Source organism: Streptomyces venetus (genome assembly GCF_039540295.1).
Taxonomy (GTDB): domain Bacteria; phylum Actinomycetota; class Actinomycetes; order Streptomycetales; family Streptomycetaceae; genus Streptomyces; species Streptomyces venetus.
Genome location: NZ_BAABET010000013.1, coordinates 241,819 through 257,460 on the forward strand (window position 1 = coordinate 241,819; position 15,642 = coordinate 257,460).

At 72.7% G+C, this 15,642-nt stretch carries 15 protein-coding genes; 12 read left to right on the plus strand and 3 right to left on the minus strand.

Annotated elements, in window-relative coordinates:
• Positions 1 to 68 precede the first annotated feature (68 nt).
• Positions 69 to 1,361, minus strand: a complete 1,293-nt coding sequence (locus tag ABEA82_RS34620) for a hypothetical protein (protein WP_345665699.1) — start codon at positions 1,359 to 1,361, stop codon at positions 69 to 71.
• 91 nt (positions 1,362 to 1,452) lie between these two features.
• Here ABEA82_RS34620 and ABEA82_RS34625 point away from each other — a divergent pair, with 91 nt between their 5' ends.
• Positions 1,453 to 2,121: a hypothetical protein gene (locus ABEA82_RS34625; protein ID WP_345665700.1), complete on the plus strand. Its 669-nt coding sequence runs from the start codon at positions 1,453 to 1,455 to the stop codon at positions 2,119 to 2,121.
• A 131-nt stretch (positions 2,122 to 2,252) separates the two neighbouring features.
• Here the strand turns inward: ABEA82_RS34625 and ABEA82_RS34630 are convergent, their stop codons facing one another.
• Complete coding sequence (locus ABEA82_RS34630) at positions 2,253 to 2,489, minus strand: hypothetical protein (RefSeq protein ID WP_345665701.1); 237 nt, start codon at positions 2,487 to 2,489, stop codon at positions 2,253 to 2,255.
• 340 nt (positions 2,490 to 2,829) lie between these two features.
• Here ABEA82_RS34630 and ABEA82_RS34635 point away from each other — a divergent pair, with 340 nt between their 5' ends.
• The 6 genes from ABEA82_RS34635 to ABEA82_RS34660 are packed head-to-tail and all read left to right on the plus strand — an operon-like array spanning position 2,830 to position 8,511.
• Positions 2,830 to 4,677 carry an ATP-binding protein gene (locus ABEA82_RS34635; RefSeq protein WP_345665702.1) on the plus strand — a complete coding sequence of 616 codons (1,848 nt, stop codon included), beginning with the start codon at positions 2,830 to 2,832 and terminating at the stop codon, positions 4,675 to 4,677.
• Positions 4,674 to 5,096: a roadblock/LC7 domain-containing protein gene (locus ABEA82_RS34640; protein WP_030897082.1), complete on the plus strand. Its 423-nt coding sequence runs from the start codon at positions 4,674 to 4,676 to the stop codon at positions 5,094 to 5,096. The genes ABEA82_RS34635 and ABEA82_RS34640 overlap by 4 nt, the downstream gene beginning before the upstream one ends.
• Positions 5,093 to 5,455 carry a DUF742 domain-containing protein gene (locus tag ABEA82_RS34645; protein WP_003987819.1) on the plus strand — a complete coding sequence of 121 codons (363 nt, stop codon included), beginning with the start codon at positions 5,093 to 5,095 and terminating at the stop codon, positions 5,453 to 5,455. The genes ABEA82_RS34640 and ABEA82_RS34645 overlap by 4 nt, the downstream gene beginning before the upstream one ends.
• Entirely contained in the window at positions 5,427 to 6,053 is a 627-nt protein-coding gene (locus ABEA82_RS34650; protein WP_345665703.1) for a GTP-binding protein, read from the plus strand. The genes ABEA82_RS34645 and ABEA82_RS34650 overlap by 29 nt, the downstream gene beginning before the upstream one ends.
• Entirely contained in the window at positions 6,050 to 7,288 is a 1,239-nt protein-coding gene (locus ABEA82_RS34655; protein WP_345665704.1) for a cytochrome P450 family protein, read from the plus strand. The genes ABEA82_RS34650 and ABEA82_RS34655 overlap by 4 nt, the downstream gene beginning before the upstream one ends.
• On the plus strand, positions 7,285 to 8,511 hold the full coding sequence (locus ABEA82_RS34660; RefSeq protein WP_345665705.1) for a cytochrome P450 family protein: 1,227 nt from the start codon (positions 7,285 to 7,287) through the stop codon (positions 8,509 to 8,511). The genes ABEA82_RS34655 and ABEA82_RS34660 overlap by 4 nt, the downstream gene beginning before the upstream one ends.
• Positions 8,512 to 8,740: 229 nt before the next feature.
• Here the strand turns inward: ABEA82_RS34660 and ABEA82_RS34665 are convergent, their stop codons facing one another.
• On the minus strand, positions 8,741 to 10,231 hold the full coding sequence (locus ABEA82_RS34665; protein ID WP_345665706.1) for a helix-turn-helix domain-containing protein: 1,491 nt from the start codon (positions 10,229 to 10,231) through the stop codon (positions 8,741 to 8,743).
• 164 nt (positions 10,232 to 10,395) lie between these two features.
• Between ABEA82_RS34665 and ABEA82_RS34670 the strand changes: the two genes are divergently transcribed.
• The 5 genes from ABEA82_RS34670 to ABEA82_RS34690 all read left to right on the plus strand — a co-directional run bounded on the left by ABEA82_RS34670 (position 10,396) and on the right by ABEA82_RS34690 (position 15,590).
• Positions 10,396 to 11,016, plus strand: a complete 621-nt coding sequence (locus ABEA82_RS34670; protein ID WP_345665707.1) for an L-threonylcarbamoyladenylate synthase — start codon at positions 10,396 to 10,398, stop codon at positions 11,014 to 11,016.
• Between the two features lie 145 nt (positions 11,017 to 11,161).
• Complete coding sequence (locus tag ABEA82_RS34675; protein ID WP_345665708.1) at positions 11,162 to 11,917, plus strand: dienelactone hydrolase family protein; 756 nt, start codon at positions 11,162 to 11,164, stop codon at positions 11,915 to 11,917.
• 121 nt (positions 11,918 to 12,038) lie between these two features.
• On the plus strand, positions 12,039 to 12,887 hold the full coding sequence (locus tag ABEA82_RS34680) for an MHYT domain-containing protein (RefSeq protein WP_345665709.1): 849 nt from the start codon (positions 12,039 to 12,041) through the stop codon (positions 12,885 to 12,887).
• A 46-nt stretch (positions 12,888 to 12,933) separates the two neighbouring features.
• Entirely contained in the window at positions 12,934 to 14,439 is a 1,506-nt protein-coding gene (locus tag ABEA82_RS34685) for a metallophosphoesterase family protein (protein WP_345665710.1), read from the plus strand.
• A 122-nt stretch (positions 14,440 to 14,561) separates the two neighbouring features.
• Positions 14,562 to 15,590, plus strand: coding sequence for an LLM class flavin-dependent oxidoreductase (locus tag ABEA82_RS34690; protein WP_345665711.1), 1,029 nt, complete (start codon positions 14,562 to 14,564; stop codon positions 15,588 to 15,590).
• The last annotated feature ends 52 nt before the right edge of the window (positions 15,591 to 15,642 follow it).

Sequence of the window (15,642 nt, forward strand, 5' to 3'; positions counted from 1 at the left end):
GATCGGCCAAGACCTGACCGGTATTCCTCCGTCTTTCCAGACCCTTGCCGGGGCTTGGGGCCGGTTGGTCAGCGCGTGATCCGGCCCTCGACCGCGGACCGGATCTCCGTCAGGAGGGCCGGGTAGTCCTCGCCGTAGGTGACCACCGCCGCGAAGACCGCGTCGACGGCGGCGCGGAGCGGGTCGGGTTCGGCGGCTCCGGTGACCGCGGGGAGGGCCATGTGCGGCTGCGAGACGCGCACGGACGGATCCGGCGCGCCGACGGTGAACATGACGGCGTACGAGGCCGGGCCGTCGGCCCGCGCCGGGCTCTGGGCCTTCGCCACCGCGGCCGCGGGCCCCACCACGACCGGCGCCACACTCTGAGGCCGCGGCTCGGGGGTTCCGGTGGACGCGGGCGGCTGGAAGGGGGGTCGTTCGGGCGGCACGGCCCGGCCGACGGTCCTGTCCGGGAGGCCCGGGTCGGAGGCCAGGGTGTCCCACATGCGGGCGTCGTCGTCGAAGGGCGACGGCAGTGGACTGCCGTCGGCCAGGGCGGTCAGGGCGTCGGCGACCCAGTGGAGGGCGGTGAGCCCGGCCGCCTCGCAGGCCCGGCGGGCCGCGAGCAGGGCCACCGCGCGCTGGGTGCCGGGGCCTGCGGCGTCTATCGCGTGCAGCAGGGCTGGGTCGAAGTCGCGCAGGCCCCTGACGTTTCCGCCGACGTCACGCAGGGCCTGGCTCGGCAGCTGACCGCCCCACTGCCATCGTTCGAAGGCCAGCAGCCGTTCCCGTTCCGCCGACTCCCGTGCGAGGCGGGCCTCGCGTTCGGCCTCGGCGCGTTCGGCCGGGGTGGGAGGGGGCGGTTGCCGGCGGGCGTAGCCGTGCCAGTACGCGGCGGTCCGCGAGGTCTGTCTCAGGACGCGGTCCGGCTCGGGCGGGGCGGGCCAGAACTGCAGGAGGTAGCGGTCCAGTTGCGGCTCGTCGTCCAGCCGGGTGTCCTCGGCGCTCGCCCGGTCCATGCCCTGCGCGCAGTACCGCACCCGGTAGTCGATCACCTCCAGATCGAGCTGCCAGGAGGCCTCGCCCGCCCACTGCACGAGCGCGCTGTCCGCCGAGGCGGGGCGGAAGGACACCTCCACCACGTCCTCCCAGGCCGGGTCCAGCGGCGGCGCCTGCTCGTGCACCTCGACCGTGAAGCCGACATCACCGGTGTGCAGACCGGTGCTCAGCCACAGGGCGCCCGGGGTCGCCGCTCCGCACAGCCCCGCGCTCTGCCCGGCGAACGCCTCAGCGAGGCCCGGCCCGAAGGTGTCCGGGTCGCTCTCGACGTAGATCTGCCCGTAGTGCACATGGACCTCTCCCTCGACCGGCCTGCGCACCATGGGCTCCTCCTCGGGTGGAACGGGTGTCCGGGCTTCGGGCATCGTGGCATCCGCCACTGACAACGAGGCGTGAGTGCGGGAGAGACCGAGGATGCAGCCAGGCGGGAACGACGAGGCGCCCGACACCGCGGAGCTCGCCGCGCGGCTGGGGCACGTCTACTGGATCGGAGGCGGGAGCGGCGCGGGCAAGTCGACGGTCGCCCGTACGCTCGCCGACCGGCACGGGTGGCGGCTGTACGCGACCGACGACGTGATGCCGGAGCACGCCCGGCGGACCACGCCCGAGGAAGCCCCGCTGCTGCACGACTTCCTGGCCATGGACATGGACGAGCGGTGGGTGAACCGGTCCCCCGGGACCATGCTCGAGACGTTCCACTGGTTCCACGGGGAGGGCTTCGGCCTGATCGTCGAGGACCTGCTCGCCATGGGGCGGGAGACCTGTGTCGTCGTCGAGGGTTTCCGGCTGCTCCCCCACCTGGTGAAGCCGCTGCTCACCGGTCCCGGCCATGCCGTGTGGCTCCTGCCGACGGCGGAGTTCCGTCAGGCCGTGTTCGCGGTCCGGGCCGCGGCAGGGACCGGCTTCACGGGAAGGACCAGCGATCCGGAGCGGGCGGACCGCAACCTCGCCGCGCGTGATCACATGTTCACGACTCGCCTCCGCGAGGAGACCGCATGTCTGGGACTCCCCGCCATCGAGGTCGGCGTCGCCATGACGGAGGACGTCCTCGTCGAACGAGTGACCGACGCATTCCGGCTGTGACCCCGTACAACCTCCGCCCGGCGCAGGGTGGGTGTACGCCGGCTGAGTGCGGCACTCCCTCCACCCCGGCACCAAGAGGGCCCGGGCAGCGCCGGTCGGCGCCGTCCGGGCCCTCGCTGCCCCGTCGGGCCTCAGCCCTCGTTCAGGCGGGCGCGCAGAAGTCCCTTGCCCAGTTCGGCACCCTTGCGGCTGTCCGCCTGGGCCTTGCGGAACAGATCCGCGACCTCGGTGTCCTTGGCGCGCTCCGCGTCCTGGATGTAACTCTCCAGGCGCAGGGCGTTGTTCAGGCACGCCTCGACGTACCAGATCAGGTTGTAGTCCTTGTCCTGCGTACCGGTCACACCGCCGGTCTCCGTCTGGCTGCTCATTCGGACCTCCTTCTCGCGGGGCGGACCTCTCAGGCGCCGGACGGGTACCCGCCCTCCGAGCGGCCACACGGACCGTTGCGGTCACTTTCGGTAGCCGTGCGATCGCATGCCTGACGACGAGCGTCGCTCCGCCGGGACAGACCCGCACGGATCATCAACTCCCCTACCCTGTAAGGCAATCCAGACAGTTATCGCAGAGGCGAACAGAAATGGTCCAGTTTCAAAAGGAAGTGGTGCTCCACCGTGCGAGATCGGTCTGTGACGGTGTGTACTGTGCTGCGGGTAGCTCGACAGAGCGCCTCGGACCACGCCCTGCCCGCCTCCCCCTGGAACCCACTCGATGATCGATCTACCGGACCTGGCCGTCGGTGGTCTCGCCCTCGGCACGCTGTCCGCGTTCGCCCTCGGCGGCGGGCTGCTGCGCTCGCGGCGGCAACTGAGCGCGCAACGGGCGAAGACGACCGCCCTGCGGGCCCAACTCGACGGAACCTCACGGGCCTTCACGTCCGAGGTCGAGCACTTGGCGGCACGCCGGGTGCCCGCCGCGGCCCGGCAGGTGGCCCATCCGCACATCGCCGTGCCCGGCCCGCTGAACCCGCAACTCGCCGGTTCGCCCCTCGGTGTCGCCCTGGAACAGGTGATCAAGGGCCTGCACACCGAACTCGCCGCACAGCGCACCCGCATCGACGCGGCGGCACAGGCCGGGATGCGCGGGGCCACCCGGGAGATCCAGGCAGCGCTGTACCGGTTGCAGGACGCCCTGCGCGGTCTGCAACAGCGGTACGACGAACCCGAGTTGGCCCAGATCCTGTTCGCACTGGACCACGAGAACGAACAGTCCCTGCGGCGCGCGCAGGTCGCGGCGGTGGTGTGCGGGGCCTGGGTGGGGCTGGCGCGGGAGGAGTCCCATCTCGTCGACGCGGTGACGGGCGGTCAGGCGCGGCTCCCGGGCTATCAGCGGGTCCGGGTCCACAACCACCTGGCGGCGGGCACCGCCCTGGTGTCGCATGCCGTCGAACCGGTCGCCATCATCGTCGCCGAACTCCTCGACAACGCACTGCGGCACTCCGCGCCCGACACCGACGTCGTGGTCAACCTCGAGGCCGTCCACCACGGTGCCTGTGTCACCGTCGACGACGCCGGGCTGGGCATGACGCAGGACGAACGGGCCCGTGCCCAGCGGATGGTGGGCGGTCGCGAGCCGATCCTGCTCACCGAGCTCGGCGACCCGCCGCGCATGGGACTCGCCGCCATCGGCCAGCTGACCCGGCAGTTCGACCTGAGCGTGGACCTGTCCTCCCCGTCCCCGTACGGCGGTGTGCGGGCGGTGCTGCGGGTCGACAGTCGTCTGCTGAGCCGGATCGACCCCGAGGAACTGCCTCCCGCGGCCAGCGCCCCGCGTTCGACCCGCAGGGCGGAGCGGGACGCCAAGGGCGGGCCGGTCTTGTCCCGGAGCGCCGAAAGCGCCGGGACGCGCGCGCCCGGCGGGCCGGGGGCGGCCCCCGCCGCATCGTCCCGGGGGCCCGAGCAGGCGCCGGCCGACGCTCCCTCCCGGGGACCCGAGCCGACGCCGGGGACACCGTCCCAGGAACCCGGGCCGGTCCCGGCCGCCCCGTCCGACGCGCCTGAGCCGACCGCCGAGCCCCGGCCGCCCGCGCCGCAGTCCGCCGCCTCGGTCCACAGCTCAGAACCGCAGTCCGCCGCAACGGGACACGGCTCAGAACCGCAGTCCCCCGCCTCCGACCACGGCTCAGCACCGCCCTCCGCCACCGGCGCTCACGGCTCCGGGCGGTCTCGCAGCACCACCGGCCACGACCACGGCTACGGCTCCGACCGGGACGAGCAGGCCGAGCCCCCGGTCTCCGGCCACCACGGCCCCCGGGACAGCGGCGGCCTCCCCCAGCGGCGGCGCCGCAGCCGGATCACGCCCCCGGCGGACGCCGCCGCCCCGGCCACCGCACCCGCACCGACGCCCGCGCCGCAGCGCTGGCCGCGGCGCCCCGAGGAGTCCGCCGCCGCCCTCGGCGCGCTCCAGTCCGGCACGGCGGCCGCGCGCTTCGCCGCCCGGCCGAACACCGGCGCCCTCCCGTCCGTACCTGATGGTGCCCCGGCCGCGACCACGGCCGACGAGGCATCCGACGACACCGACCGACACCGGAACGACCATGAAGGGGGAACGGCTCGATGACCAGCCGCGCAGCGGGGGACACGGCATGGGTGCTCGAACCGGTCCTGGAGGTGCCGCACGTCGTGGCCGCCGTGCTGCTCACCCGGGACGGGCTCGTGACCGGCTACACCGACGCGCTGTCGCAGCCGTCGGCGGAACGGGTCGCCGCCATCACCAGCACCGTGCAGGGCGCGTGCCGTACCGCGGCGGCGGCGTTCGCGGACTCCGACCGGGCCGAGATACGGCAGGTCGTCATCGAGTCGGACCACGGCTATGTGCTGATCGTGCCGACCGACCACGGCACCTGTGTGGCCGCGTACGGCGACCCCGAGGTGCGTCTCGACCTGCTCGCCCACCGTGTGCACTCGCAGGTCGCGCGGCTGGGTGAGAAGGCGATGGCCGCCGGGCCCCGAGGTGCCGACGGCGACACGCCGGCATGACCCCCCGCCGGGGCGGCCGTCCCCTGGTTCCCGCGTACCTGTCGACCGGCGGAGTGGCCCGGCCCAGCCGCACCCATCTGGAGCGGCTGTCGGTCCTCACCGGCAGCGGCGAGCCCGCCCCCGCCGGTCTCACCGCCGCGCAGGCGGCCCTGTTGGAGGAGCTGGAGTACGGGGCGCTGACGGTGGTGGAGGCCGCGGCCCTGCTGCGGCTGCCCGTCTCCGCGGTGCTGGTGCTGGCCGCCGACCTCATCGACCACGACCTCGTGCTGGCCCGCGCGCCGATCCCGCCCGCCCGACGCTTCGACCCCGACCTGCTGAAGAGAGTGGCCGATGGCCTCCGCGACCTCAAGCACCGTTGACGCCGCCGCCGGCGGTGACGGCATCCATCTCCCGGACACCGCCCGCGACCTGGTGAAGATCCTGGTCACAGGACCCTTCGGGGTGGGCAAGACCACCCTCATCGGCTCCGTGTCCGAGATCCGTCCCCTGCACACGGAGGAGCAGCTCACCGAGGCGTCCGCGCAGGTGGACGATCTCGCCGGGGTTCGGGACAAGTCGACCACCACGGTCGCCATCGACTTCGGCCGGATCAGCCTGGCGGGCGGCATCGTGCTGTACCTGTTCGGCACGCCCGGACAGGAGCGGTTCCGGCCGCTGTGGGACGACATCGCCTACGGGGCGCTGGGCGCGCTCGTCCTGGTCGACGCCCGCCGGATCGACGCCTCGTTCGACGTGCTCGGGCTGGTGGAGGAGACCGGGCTGCCGTACGCGGTCGCCTTCAACACCTTCCCGGACGCGCCCCGCCACCACACGCCCGAGCAGCTGCGCGCCGCCCTGGACCTGGAGCCGACGACGCCGATGGTGACCTGCGACGCGCGCGAGCCGAACTCCTCGATCGACGCCCTGCTCGCCCTGGTCCAGCACCTGATCGACCATCGACCCGCGGAGCACCGGTGACCCACCCCTCCCCCGCCGAGCAAGCCTTCTCCCTCGCGACGCCCGTCCGCCTGTGGGAGGACGGCTTCGCCCGCGATCCCGACCCCTACTACGCGGCCCTGCGCGCCCAGGGCCCGGTGGGCTGGGCGGAACTCGCGCCCGGGGTACCGGCGTACGTCGTCACGGACCGGCGGGCCGCGCTCGACCTGCTGCACGACACGGAGACGTTCTCGCACGATCCCCGGCCGTGGGAGACGACCGTTCCCGACGACTCCCCCGTGCTCGCCATGATGCGCTGGCGGCCCAACACTCTGTTCGCCGACGGCGCCGCCCACATCCGTTACCGCACCGCCCTGATCGACGCCTTCGACCTGGTGGAGCCGCACGACCTGCGGGCCCGGGTGCACCGGGCCGTGCACCTGCTCGTGGGCCGGTTCGGGCCCCGCGGGGAGGCCGACCTGGTCGGCGAGTTCACCAGGCCGCTGGTGGCGCTGGTGTTCAACAGCCTGTTCGGGCTGCCGGAGCGCGCGAGCGACCGGCTCGACGCCGCGCTCGGCAAACTGATCGAGGGCGGCGCGCAGGCGGCGGAGGGCGAGGCCGAGTACGCCGGGTACGTGCTGGAACTGATCATGGCCAAGTCCGAGCGGCGCGGCGAGGACCTGCCGAGCTGGCTGCTGGACCATCCGGCGGCTCTGACCCCCGAGGAGGTCACCTGGCAGGTGTTCCTCACCCTCGGCGCGGGGTACGAGCCGACGGCCAACCTGGTGTCCAACGCGTTGTCCCGGATCCTCGGCAACCCGGCCTACTACTCGACGCTCACCAGCGGCGCCCGCCCGGTGACGGACGCGGTGCTGGAGGTGCTGCACCACGAGACGCCGCTCGCCAACTACGGTATCCACTACGCCCGCACGTCCGTCACCTTCCACGGCGCGTGGATCAGGTCCGCGGTGCCGGTGGTGATCTCGTACGGGGCGCTGGCGCAGGCCGCCGAGCAGGAGCGCGGCGGGGACCGCCACCCGGGGGACGCCTCGCATCTGTCCTGGTCGGCGGGCCCGCACGCCTGCCCGGTCAAGCAGCACACGCTGCTCATCGCCACCGAGGCGATCGAGCGGCTCACGCAGTGGCTGCCCGACCTCGAACCCGTGCTGCCGCGTGAGCGCCTCACCTGGCGGCCCGGTCCGTTCCACCGCTCGCTGACGGCGCTGCCCGTCCGCTTCAGCCCCCGCTCCCCCGACCAGCCAGGAGGACGACCGTGACCGTGACCGACCGCATCGCTCTGGACCCGTTCGGCGCCGACATCCCCGCCGAGAGCGCCCGGCTGCGCGCCCTCGGCCCGATCGTGCCCGTGGAGCTGCCGGGCGGCATTCCCGCCTGGGCTCCCACGCGCTACGACACGCTGAAGGAGCTCATCCTCGATACGCGGGTCAGCAAGGACCCCCGGCTGCACTGGCGGCTGTGGCCCGAGGTCGGTGAGCATCCGTCCTGGGTCTGGATCCTGGGGTGGGTGGGCGTGGTCAACATGCTCTCCGCCTACGGCGCGGACCACACACGGCTGCGCAAACTGGTGGCGCCGAGCTTCACGCACCGGCGCACCGAGGCGATGCGGCCCCGGGTGGAGGCGATCACGACGGAGCTGCTGGAGGCGCTGGAGGCGGCCGACGGCGAGGTCGTGGACGTCAAGGACGCGTTCGCGCATCCGCTGCCGATGCGGATGATCTGCGAACTCTTCGGGGTTCCGGACGAGTTACGCGAGGACACCGGCCGGATGATCGCGGCCATCATGGACACCACCGATCCGAGCCCGGAGCACGCGGCCTCCGTCCAGCGGCAGATCGGCACGGTGCTGCCCGCGCTGGTCGCCCACAAGGTTGCCCACCCCGGTGACGACATGACCACCGAGCTGATCCGGGTCCGGGACGAGGACGGCGACCGGCTCAGCGACGAGGAGCTGCTGCACACGCTGCTGCTGGTGATCGGCGCCGGTTACGAGACCACGGTCAACCTCATCGGCAACGCGGTGGTCGCCCTGCTCCGCCGGCCCGAGCAGCTGGCGGCCGTCCGGTCCGGGGAGATCGGCTGGGAAGCCGTCGTCGACGAGACGCTGCGCGCGCACCCGTCGATCGCGTCGCTGCCGCTGCGGTTCGCCGTGAGCGACCTGACCGTCGGCGGCGTCACCGTCCCGGCCGGTGACGCCATCATCACGACGTACGCCGCCGCGGGGCTCGACCCCGAGCACTACGGTCCGGACGCCGACGTCTTCGACGCCACCCGGGCTTCCGACGATCATCTGGCGTTCGGGATCGGGGTGCACCGCTGCATCGGCGCGCCGCTGGCCCGCCTGGAGGCACTGACCGCGTTGCCCGCGCTGTTCGACCGGTTCCCCGGGCTGAGCCTGGCCGTCGGCGAGGAGGGGCTGCGACAGGTGCCGTCCTTCGTCGCCTACGGCTGGCAGGAGATACCGGTGCGCCTGCGCGGCTGAGGCTGTCGCCGGATCCTGACACCGAGGCCGGTGCGCGGGAGCGCGACCGGTCCCCCGTTCCGGTCGTGCCCCCGCGGTTCCTCGAACCTACGTCCAGGGCCGAGGCCTTGTGAATCGTGCCGATGCCCGTTGCGGGCTCAACAAGGCTCACCCGTGCACAGCTGAGTCCGGATGGCCCGGTTTCGTCCCGCCGAGGCCTGGCCACCCGGTTGTCCCCGGGCAGGACGGCTCACGTGGAGCGCTGGAGAACGGGCAGGTCGAGGTCGCCCACCAGCAGGTGTGCCAGCACGACCTCGTACAGGTCGGTGCCCGCGGCGAGCAGCTGGCGTTCCAGGACGGGTTCGGCGCTGCGGACGTGTTCGCGCACGGTCTGCGCGTGCACGCCCAGGGCCTGCGCGGCGCGTTCGGCGTTACCGCCGGCGGCGATCCAGGTGCGCAGGGTCCGCCGCGGGTTCCTGGCGTCCGCGTCGAGCCGGCCCAGCAGGTCCTGCGCCCAGGTGCGCGCGGGCCCGGACAGCAGGTCGGAGAGCCCGGGCCCGCAGGTTCCGGTGGTGCGGGCGAACGGGGTGTCGGGCAGGCCGATCCGGGTGTTGAGCGCCAGGTGGACGACGGCCCGCACGGTGAGGTCGGCGAAGTCGGTGCCGAGCAGGGCCTCGACGCGTTCCATGCGGGCGCGGACGGTGTTGCGGCTGACGCCGAGGACCTTGGCCGCGCTGACGGCGGTGAACTCGAGGCCGAGCCGGGTGGTGGCGAGGAGTTCGGCGCGGGTGTGGTGCGGCAGGCTGTCGAGCGGGTGCAGCAGGCGGGCCGTCCAGGCGCGTAGCGCCTCCGGGTCCATGAGGCGTTCGGGGTGGGTGCGTTCGGCGTAGACCGCGGTCTTGTCGGGCCGGAAGTGCGCGACGGCGAGGGCGCTGACGGCCTGTCCGTAGGCGGTCGCGGTCCGGGCGAGGCTCTGGCGGACGCTGCCGCCGAGGAAGGTGTCCGCGTGCCGTCCGACCAGTGACCGCAGGGCGTCGCCGGTGGTGTCGCGGGGGCTGACGACGATCACATGGCCGTCCATGGCCGGGCAGCGCACGACCAGGGCGTCCTCCCTGGTGCTGTCCAGGCACTCCTCGGCGATGCGGTCGCGGGCGGCGGGTTCGGACTCGACGACGTACACGCATGCCGTTTCCGCGTCGAGCAGGCCGGGCCAGAGTCCGGCGGCGACGCGGCGGGCGGCGACGGTGTCCTCGACCATCAGCAGTTGCAGGATCGCCAGGCGCAGGTCGGAGGTGGCCCGCTGGAGCCGGAGCCCGGCGGCGGTCGACTCGCGCGCGGTCAGCAGCAGCTCGATGACCGGGGCGGTCTGTGTGACGACGTCGGAGGTCCGGCGGTCGAAGGGGGCCCTGCGGGAGACGGCCAGGACGCACGCGTGGGACGGGTGTTCCACCCGGACCAGGCGCAGGTGGCGCTCGTGGCTCTCCCAGGCCGCGGAGGCGATCCGGCCGCTGGTGATGTCCGTGACGAGGCCCTCGTCCAGGGGGATCCGGGTTCCGGCGACGAGGTTCCCGGCGGCGTCCTGCAGGGCCACGGATCCCCGCACGGCTCCGGAGAGCCAGGCGACGACCTTGCGGACGTCCCGCGCGGCGGGGCGCAGGTGCTCGAGCAGTTCCTCGGCCCACGCCGCACCCACCCCGGCCGGCGTCTCCTGCTGCCGGTTCCCGCCCTCTCGGCCCGCCACGTCGGCCTTCCCTTCGCTTCCCGCGCCGCCTCCGGCGCACCGGTCGGGGACGTTACCTCACCTGGCCCGGTCTCTCGTGCGGGACCGACGCCCATCGAGCCCGGTCACAGGCCTGGCACGGCACCCTGCGCCACCGCACCACCGGGTCGGCATAAGCTCGACGGATGGCGAAGTACTACGACGTGCACCCCGACAACCCCCAGCCGCGCACCATCGGCCAGATCGCCGACAGCATTCGCGCGGACGCTCTTGTCGCCTACCCCACGGACTCCTGCTACGCACTGGGCTGCCGGCTCGGCAGCCGCGACGGCATCGAGCGGATCCGCACGATCCGCAAGCTGGACGACCGGCACCACTTCACCCTCGTGTGCCAGGACTTCGCGCAGCTCGGCCAGTTCGTGCGGATCGACAACGACGTGTTCCGCGCGATCAAGGCGTCGACCCCCGGCAGCTACACGTTCATCCTGCCCGCGACGAGGGAGGTGCCGCGCATGCTCCAGCACCCCAAGAAGAAGACGGTCGGCGTGCGCATCCCCGACCACGTCGTCACCCAGGCCCTGCTCACCGAACTCGGTGAGCCGCTGCTGTCCAGCACGCTGCTGCTCCCCGGCGAGGCGGAGCCGATGACCCAGGGATGGGAGATCAAGGACGAGCTCGACCACGTCCTGGACGCGGTGGTCGACTCCGGCGAATGCGGCACCGAACCGACGACCGTCATCGACTTCTCCGGCGGGGAGGCCGAGATCGTGCGGCACGGCGCGGGCGACACGTCCCGGTTCGAGTAAAGGAGGCGCCAAAGGGCGTTCACGGGAACACCGGCTCCCAGGGGCGGGCGACCCGCCCCCGGAAAGCGCGTGCCACGATGACCGTGATCCGTCCGGTGACGCGGACGGGTTCCGCCCCCACACCCCACAGAGAGGCAGCCCAGCCATGACCGCCGTACAGGGAACCGCTGTCGACATCCCCACCGAGGACGGCACCGCCGACGCCTATCTGGTGCATCCGGCCGACGGGGCCGCCCACCCGGCGGTCCTGCTCTTCATGGACGCCTTCGGCCTGCGTCCGCAGCTGCGGTCCATGGCCGACCGGCTGGCCGGTGAGGGCTACACGGTGCTGGTGCCGAACCTCTTCTACCGGCACGGCCGTGCCCCGCTGTTCGATCTGCCCGAGTTCATCGACCCCGAGGCGCGTCCGGAGATATTCGAGCGCATCGGGCCGGTCATGCAGTCCCTGACGAACGAGCCGGCGATGCGGGACGCCGGGGCGTATCTGCGCTGGCTGGAAGGCTCGCCCGCCGCGGCCGACGGGCCGGTCGCGCTGACCGGCTACTGCATGGGCGCCCGGCTGTCGCTGCTCACCGCCGGGACCCACCCGGAGCGGGTCGCGGCCGCGGCCGGCTTCCACGGCGGACACCTGGTGACGGAGACACCGGACAGCCCGCACCTGGTGGTCGGCGACATCACCGCCGAGGTGTACTTCGGCCACGCCGACCAGGACCACTCGCTGCCGCCGGAGCAGATCGAGCGTCTCGAGGCGGCCCTGACCGCGGCGGGCGTCCGCCACCGGTGCGAGGTGTACGCGGGCGCGCCGCACGGGTACACGCAGGCCGACACGGCGGCGTACCACGAGGAGGGCGCCGAGCGGCACTGGTCGGCGCTGCTCGACCTGCTGAAGCGCACCTTCTGACCCATATCGGCCGCGGATGAACGGGAGTTGACGGCCTACCGACGGTAAGGGCTTGCTTTCCCTGAATCCCTGCGCGTAGATCTTGCTGGACACCAGCCATGACGCAGGGGGGAGTTGGCTCATGGACGGCACGGTCGACGGGTTCCGCTACGGTGCGGTGACCCCGGTGGCGGCTTATCTGATGGCCTGTCTGGGAGGGGCGCTCGGGCTGCGGTGCATCGTGCGCTCGCTGCCGAACGCGCGGTCGTGGAAACCGGGCTGGCTGGCGTTAGGCGCCACCTGCATCGGCTGCGGCATCTGGACGATGCACTTCATCGCCATGATCGGCTTCCATGTGCAGGAGACCCGGGTCCGTTACGACGTGGCCACGACGGTGCTCAGTCTCGTCGTGGCCGTCGTCGTCGTGGGCATCGGCGTGTTCATCGTCGGCTACCGCGGCACGGGCGGTTCCGCCCTGGCGGTCGCGGGGGGCGTCACAGGGCTGGGGGTGGCGGCCATGCACTACCTGGGGATGGCGGCGATGCGGCTGAACGGCGACGTCGCATACGAGCCGGTCGGCGTCGTGCTGTCCGTGCTGATCGCCATCGCCGCCGCGACCGCCGCCCTGTGGTCGGCCGTGACGATCCGCGGCTTCCTGACGAGCCTCGGGGCGAGCCTGGTGATGGGTGTGGCGGTGTCCGGGATGCACTACACGGGCATGGCGGCCGTCAGCGTCCATGTGCACGACACGAGCGGCGGCACGTGGGCCGGCGAATCGCCGATGTCCCTGTTGCTGCCGATGCTCCTGGGACCGGTCGTCTTCCTGCTGCTGGCCGGGGTGGCGGTGATGTTCGACCCGCTGCTGGTGATGGCCGAGCGACCTTCCGCAGCGCGCCGGGGCGCCTGCGCCGAGAGCCCGGACTCCGGCAACTCCGTCAGGACACCGCGCACTTCACGGCACCGGAAGGGGTCACCCGCCCGCAGGCGGTGAGGAACCCGCCGCCGACCGGCTTCTAGATCATTGTTACGGTGCACCGGTGTCTGACTCCTCACGCGATACCGCCGAAGGCGCCGGCTGGGGCACCACCGAACGGGGCGCGTACCAGCAGTTGATGCCGCGAGACGTCGAGAAGATCTCCTGGCTGAACCCGAAGACGCTGTGGGCCGCCCGCAACGGCGTGCTGGCCTCCTGGTTCGGGGACCCGACCGGCCGCACCCGCAGCCGGTGGGTGGCGCAGCGTGCCGCCACCGGCGCACCGGCCGACAAGGTGATCCGGCGCGACGACCCCGACCGGTTCTCCTTCCTGGTCATCGGCGACACCGGTGAGGGCGACGACCCGCAGTACGCCGTCGTACCCGGCCTTCTGAAAGCCGGTCAGGACACCAGCTTCGCCGTGCTGGCCAGTGACGTGATCTACCCGGTGGGCAGCGCGGACGACTACGGCACGAAGTTCTTCCGCCCGTACCAGGACTACCGGGCGCCGATCTACGCGATACCCGGCAACCACGACTGGTACGAGGACCTCGGCGGCTTCATGCGGGTCTTCTGCGACGACGCCCCGCCCCTGCCGCCCGAGCCCCGGCCGCGGCCGCTCGGCCGGGCCTGGCTCCGGTCGCTGCTGTGGCACCGGCCGCGTCCGGACGACGGGCAACACCTCGCCGAGGAACGCAAGTTGCGGTCCGACACCGCCCAGCAGGCCGTCCAGCCGGGCCCGTACTGGGCGATCGACGCCGGGCCGGTGCGGATCGTCGGCATCGACACCGGGTTGCTCGGCACCCTCGACGCCGAGCAGGGCGCCTGGCTGCGCGAGGTCTCCCAGGGGCCCCGCCCGAAGATCCTTGTCACCGGCTCACCCCTGTACGTGGACGGCAGGCACGAGCCGTGCGCCATCGAGGGCGGCGGCACCGTCGACGACATCGTCCGCGACCCGGCGCACCACTACGTCGCGGCGATCGGCGGCGACATCCACAACTACCAGCGTTACCCGGTCCGGCTGGCGGACGGGCGCACCCTCCAGTACGTGGTCGCGGGCGGCGGCGGGGCGTTCATGCACGCCACGCACACCATCCCCCGCGTCAACGTCGCGGACGTCACCGAGCAGGACTTCCGCTGCTACCCGCTGCGCGGCGACTCCCTCGCCTTCTACAGCCGGCTGTACGGACGCAGGCTGGGTATGCGCCGCTTCTTCACGCTCACCGAGGCGGAGGCGACGGCCGTGATCGCCGAGCGCCTCGGCATCAAGCCGGCGCGCGCACCGCGCACCTCGGCGCGTGTGACCCGGCGCGTCCGGCTGGTCGCGGGGCTGCTGGGCACCGGCCGCCGCCCCGAGCGGGCCAAGCGGTTCCGGCTGCCCGTGCGCAAGATCTACACGTCGCTGTTCTCGCCGAGCTCGGCGACCTACAGCCCGCCGTTCTTCAAGTGCTTCCTGCGCCTGGACGTCTCCCCGGAGTCCGTGCGGCTGCGCTGCTACGCGGCCACCGGCAACCGTGCCCAGGAGGTCGACCCGCCGGTGGAGGACGAGGTGACGATCCCGCTGGGCTGATCCGGCTGTGCTGATCCGGCTGTGCTGATCCGGCTGTGCTGATTCCGTGCGGCGGGAACAGCAGGGCCTGACCCCGGGTTGGCACGGGCGTACGCCATTGAATCTTCAATGATGGAGGGCCCGTGTCACCGACCCCACGACCGCTGCGCAAACTGGGCTTCCTGACCATCGGGCTGTTCGACGGGGCGGATCCGCGCCGCGGCCACGAGTCGACGCTGGAGATCATCGAGCTGGGCGAGCGGCTCGGCTTCGACAGCGCGTGGGTGCGCCACCGCCATCTCCAGTACGGCATCTCCTCGCCCGTCGCGGTGCTGTCCGCGGCCTCCCAGCGCACCAGCCGCATCGAGCTCGGCACCGCGGTCATCCCGCTCGGCTGGGAGAACCCGCTGCGCCTCGCCGAGGATCTGGCCACCGTCGACCTGCTGTCCGGCGGCCGGCTCAACCCGGGCGTCAGCGTGGGCCCGCCGATGCACTTCGACCAGGTCAAGGACACGCTCTACCCGGACACGGCCGACGCCGAGGACTTCGGCTATGCGCGGGTCGAGCGGCTGCTGGACTTCGTGCGGGGCAAGCCGGCCACGGACTTCAGCGGCGTGGAGGGCTTCGAGGTCTTCTCGGACCGGGTGCAGCCCCAGTCCCCCGGGCTGGGCCGGCGCATGTGGTACGGCGGTGGCAGCCTGCGGTCGGCCCGGTGGGCGGGCGAGCACGGCATGAATCTCCTCACCAGCAGCGTCGTGAAGGCCGAAGACCCGGACGGGCCGCACGACTTCGCGGAGATCCAGCTGTCGCACATCCGCGCCTTCCGGGCGGTCCACCCCGATGGTGAGGCGGCCCGGGTCTCGCAGGGCCTGGTCGTCATCCCCACGGACTCCGCCTCTTCGGAGCAGCGCGCACGCTACGAGGAGTACGCCGCCCGGCGTCTGCCCCGTACCGCGTCACCGCAGGGCCCGGCGCGGCTGCTGTTCGCTCCGGACCTGGTGGGCACCTCGGACGAGATCGCCGAGCGGCTGCACGCGCACGCGGCGTTCCGGGAGGTGGACGAGGTGGCGTTCGCGCTGCCGTTCACCTTCGAGCACGAGGACTACGTGCAGATCCTCACCGACATGGCGACGAAGCTCGGCCCGGCGCTGGGCCGGCCGCAGGGCGCGTAGGTCCGGCGCGAGACCTGCCGCTGCCCGCCGAACCGGCGCCGGGGCCGCGAAC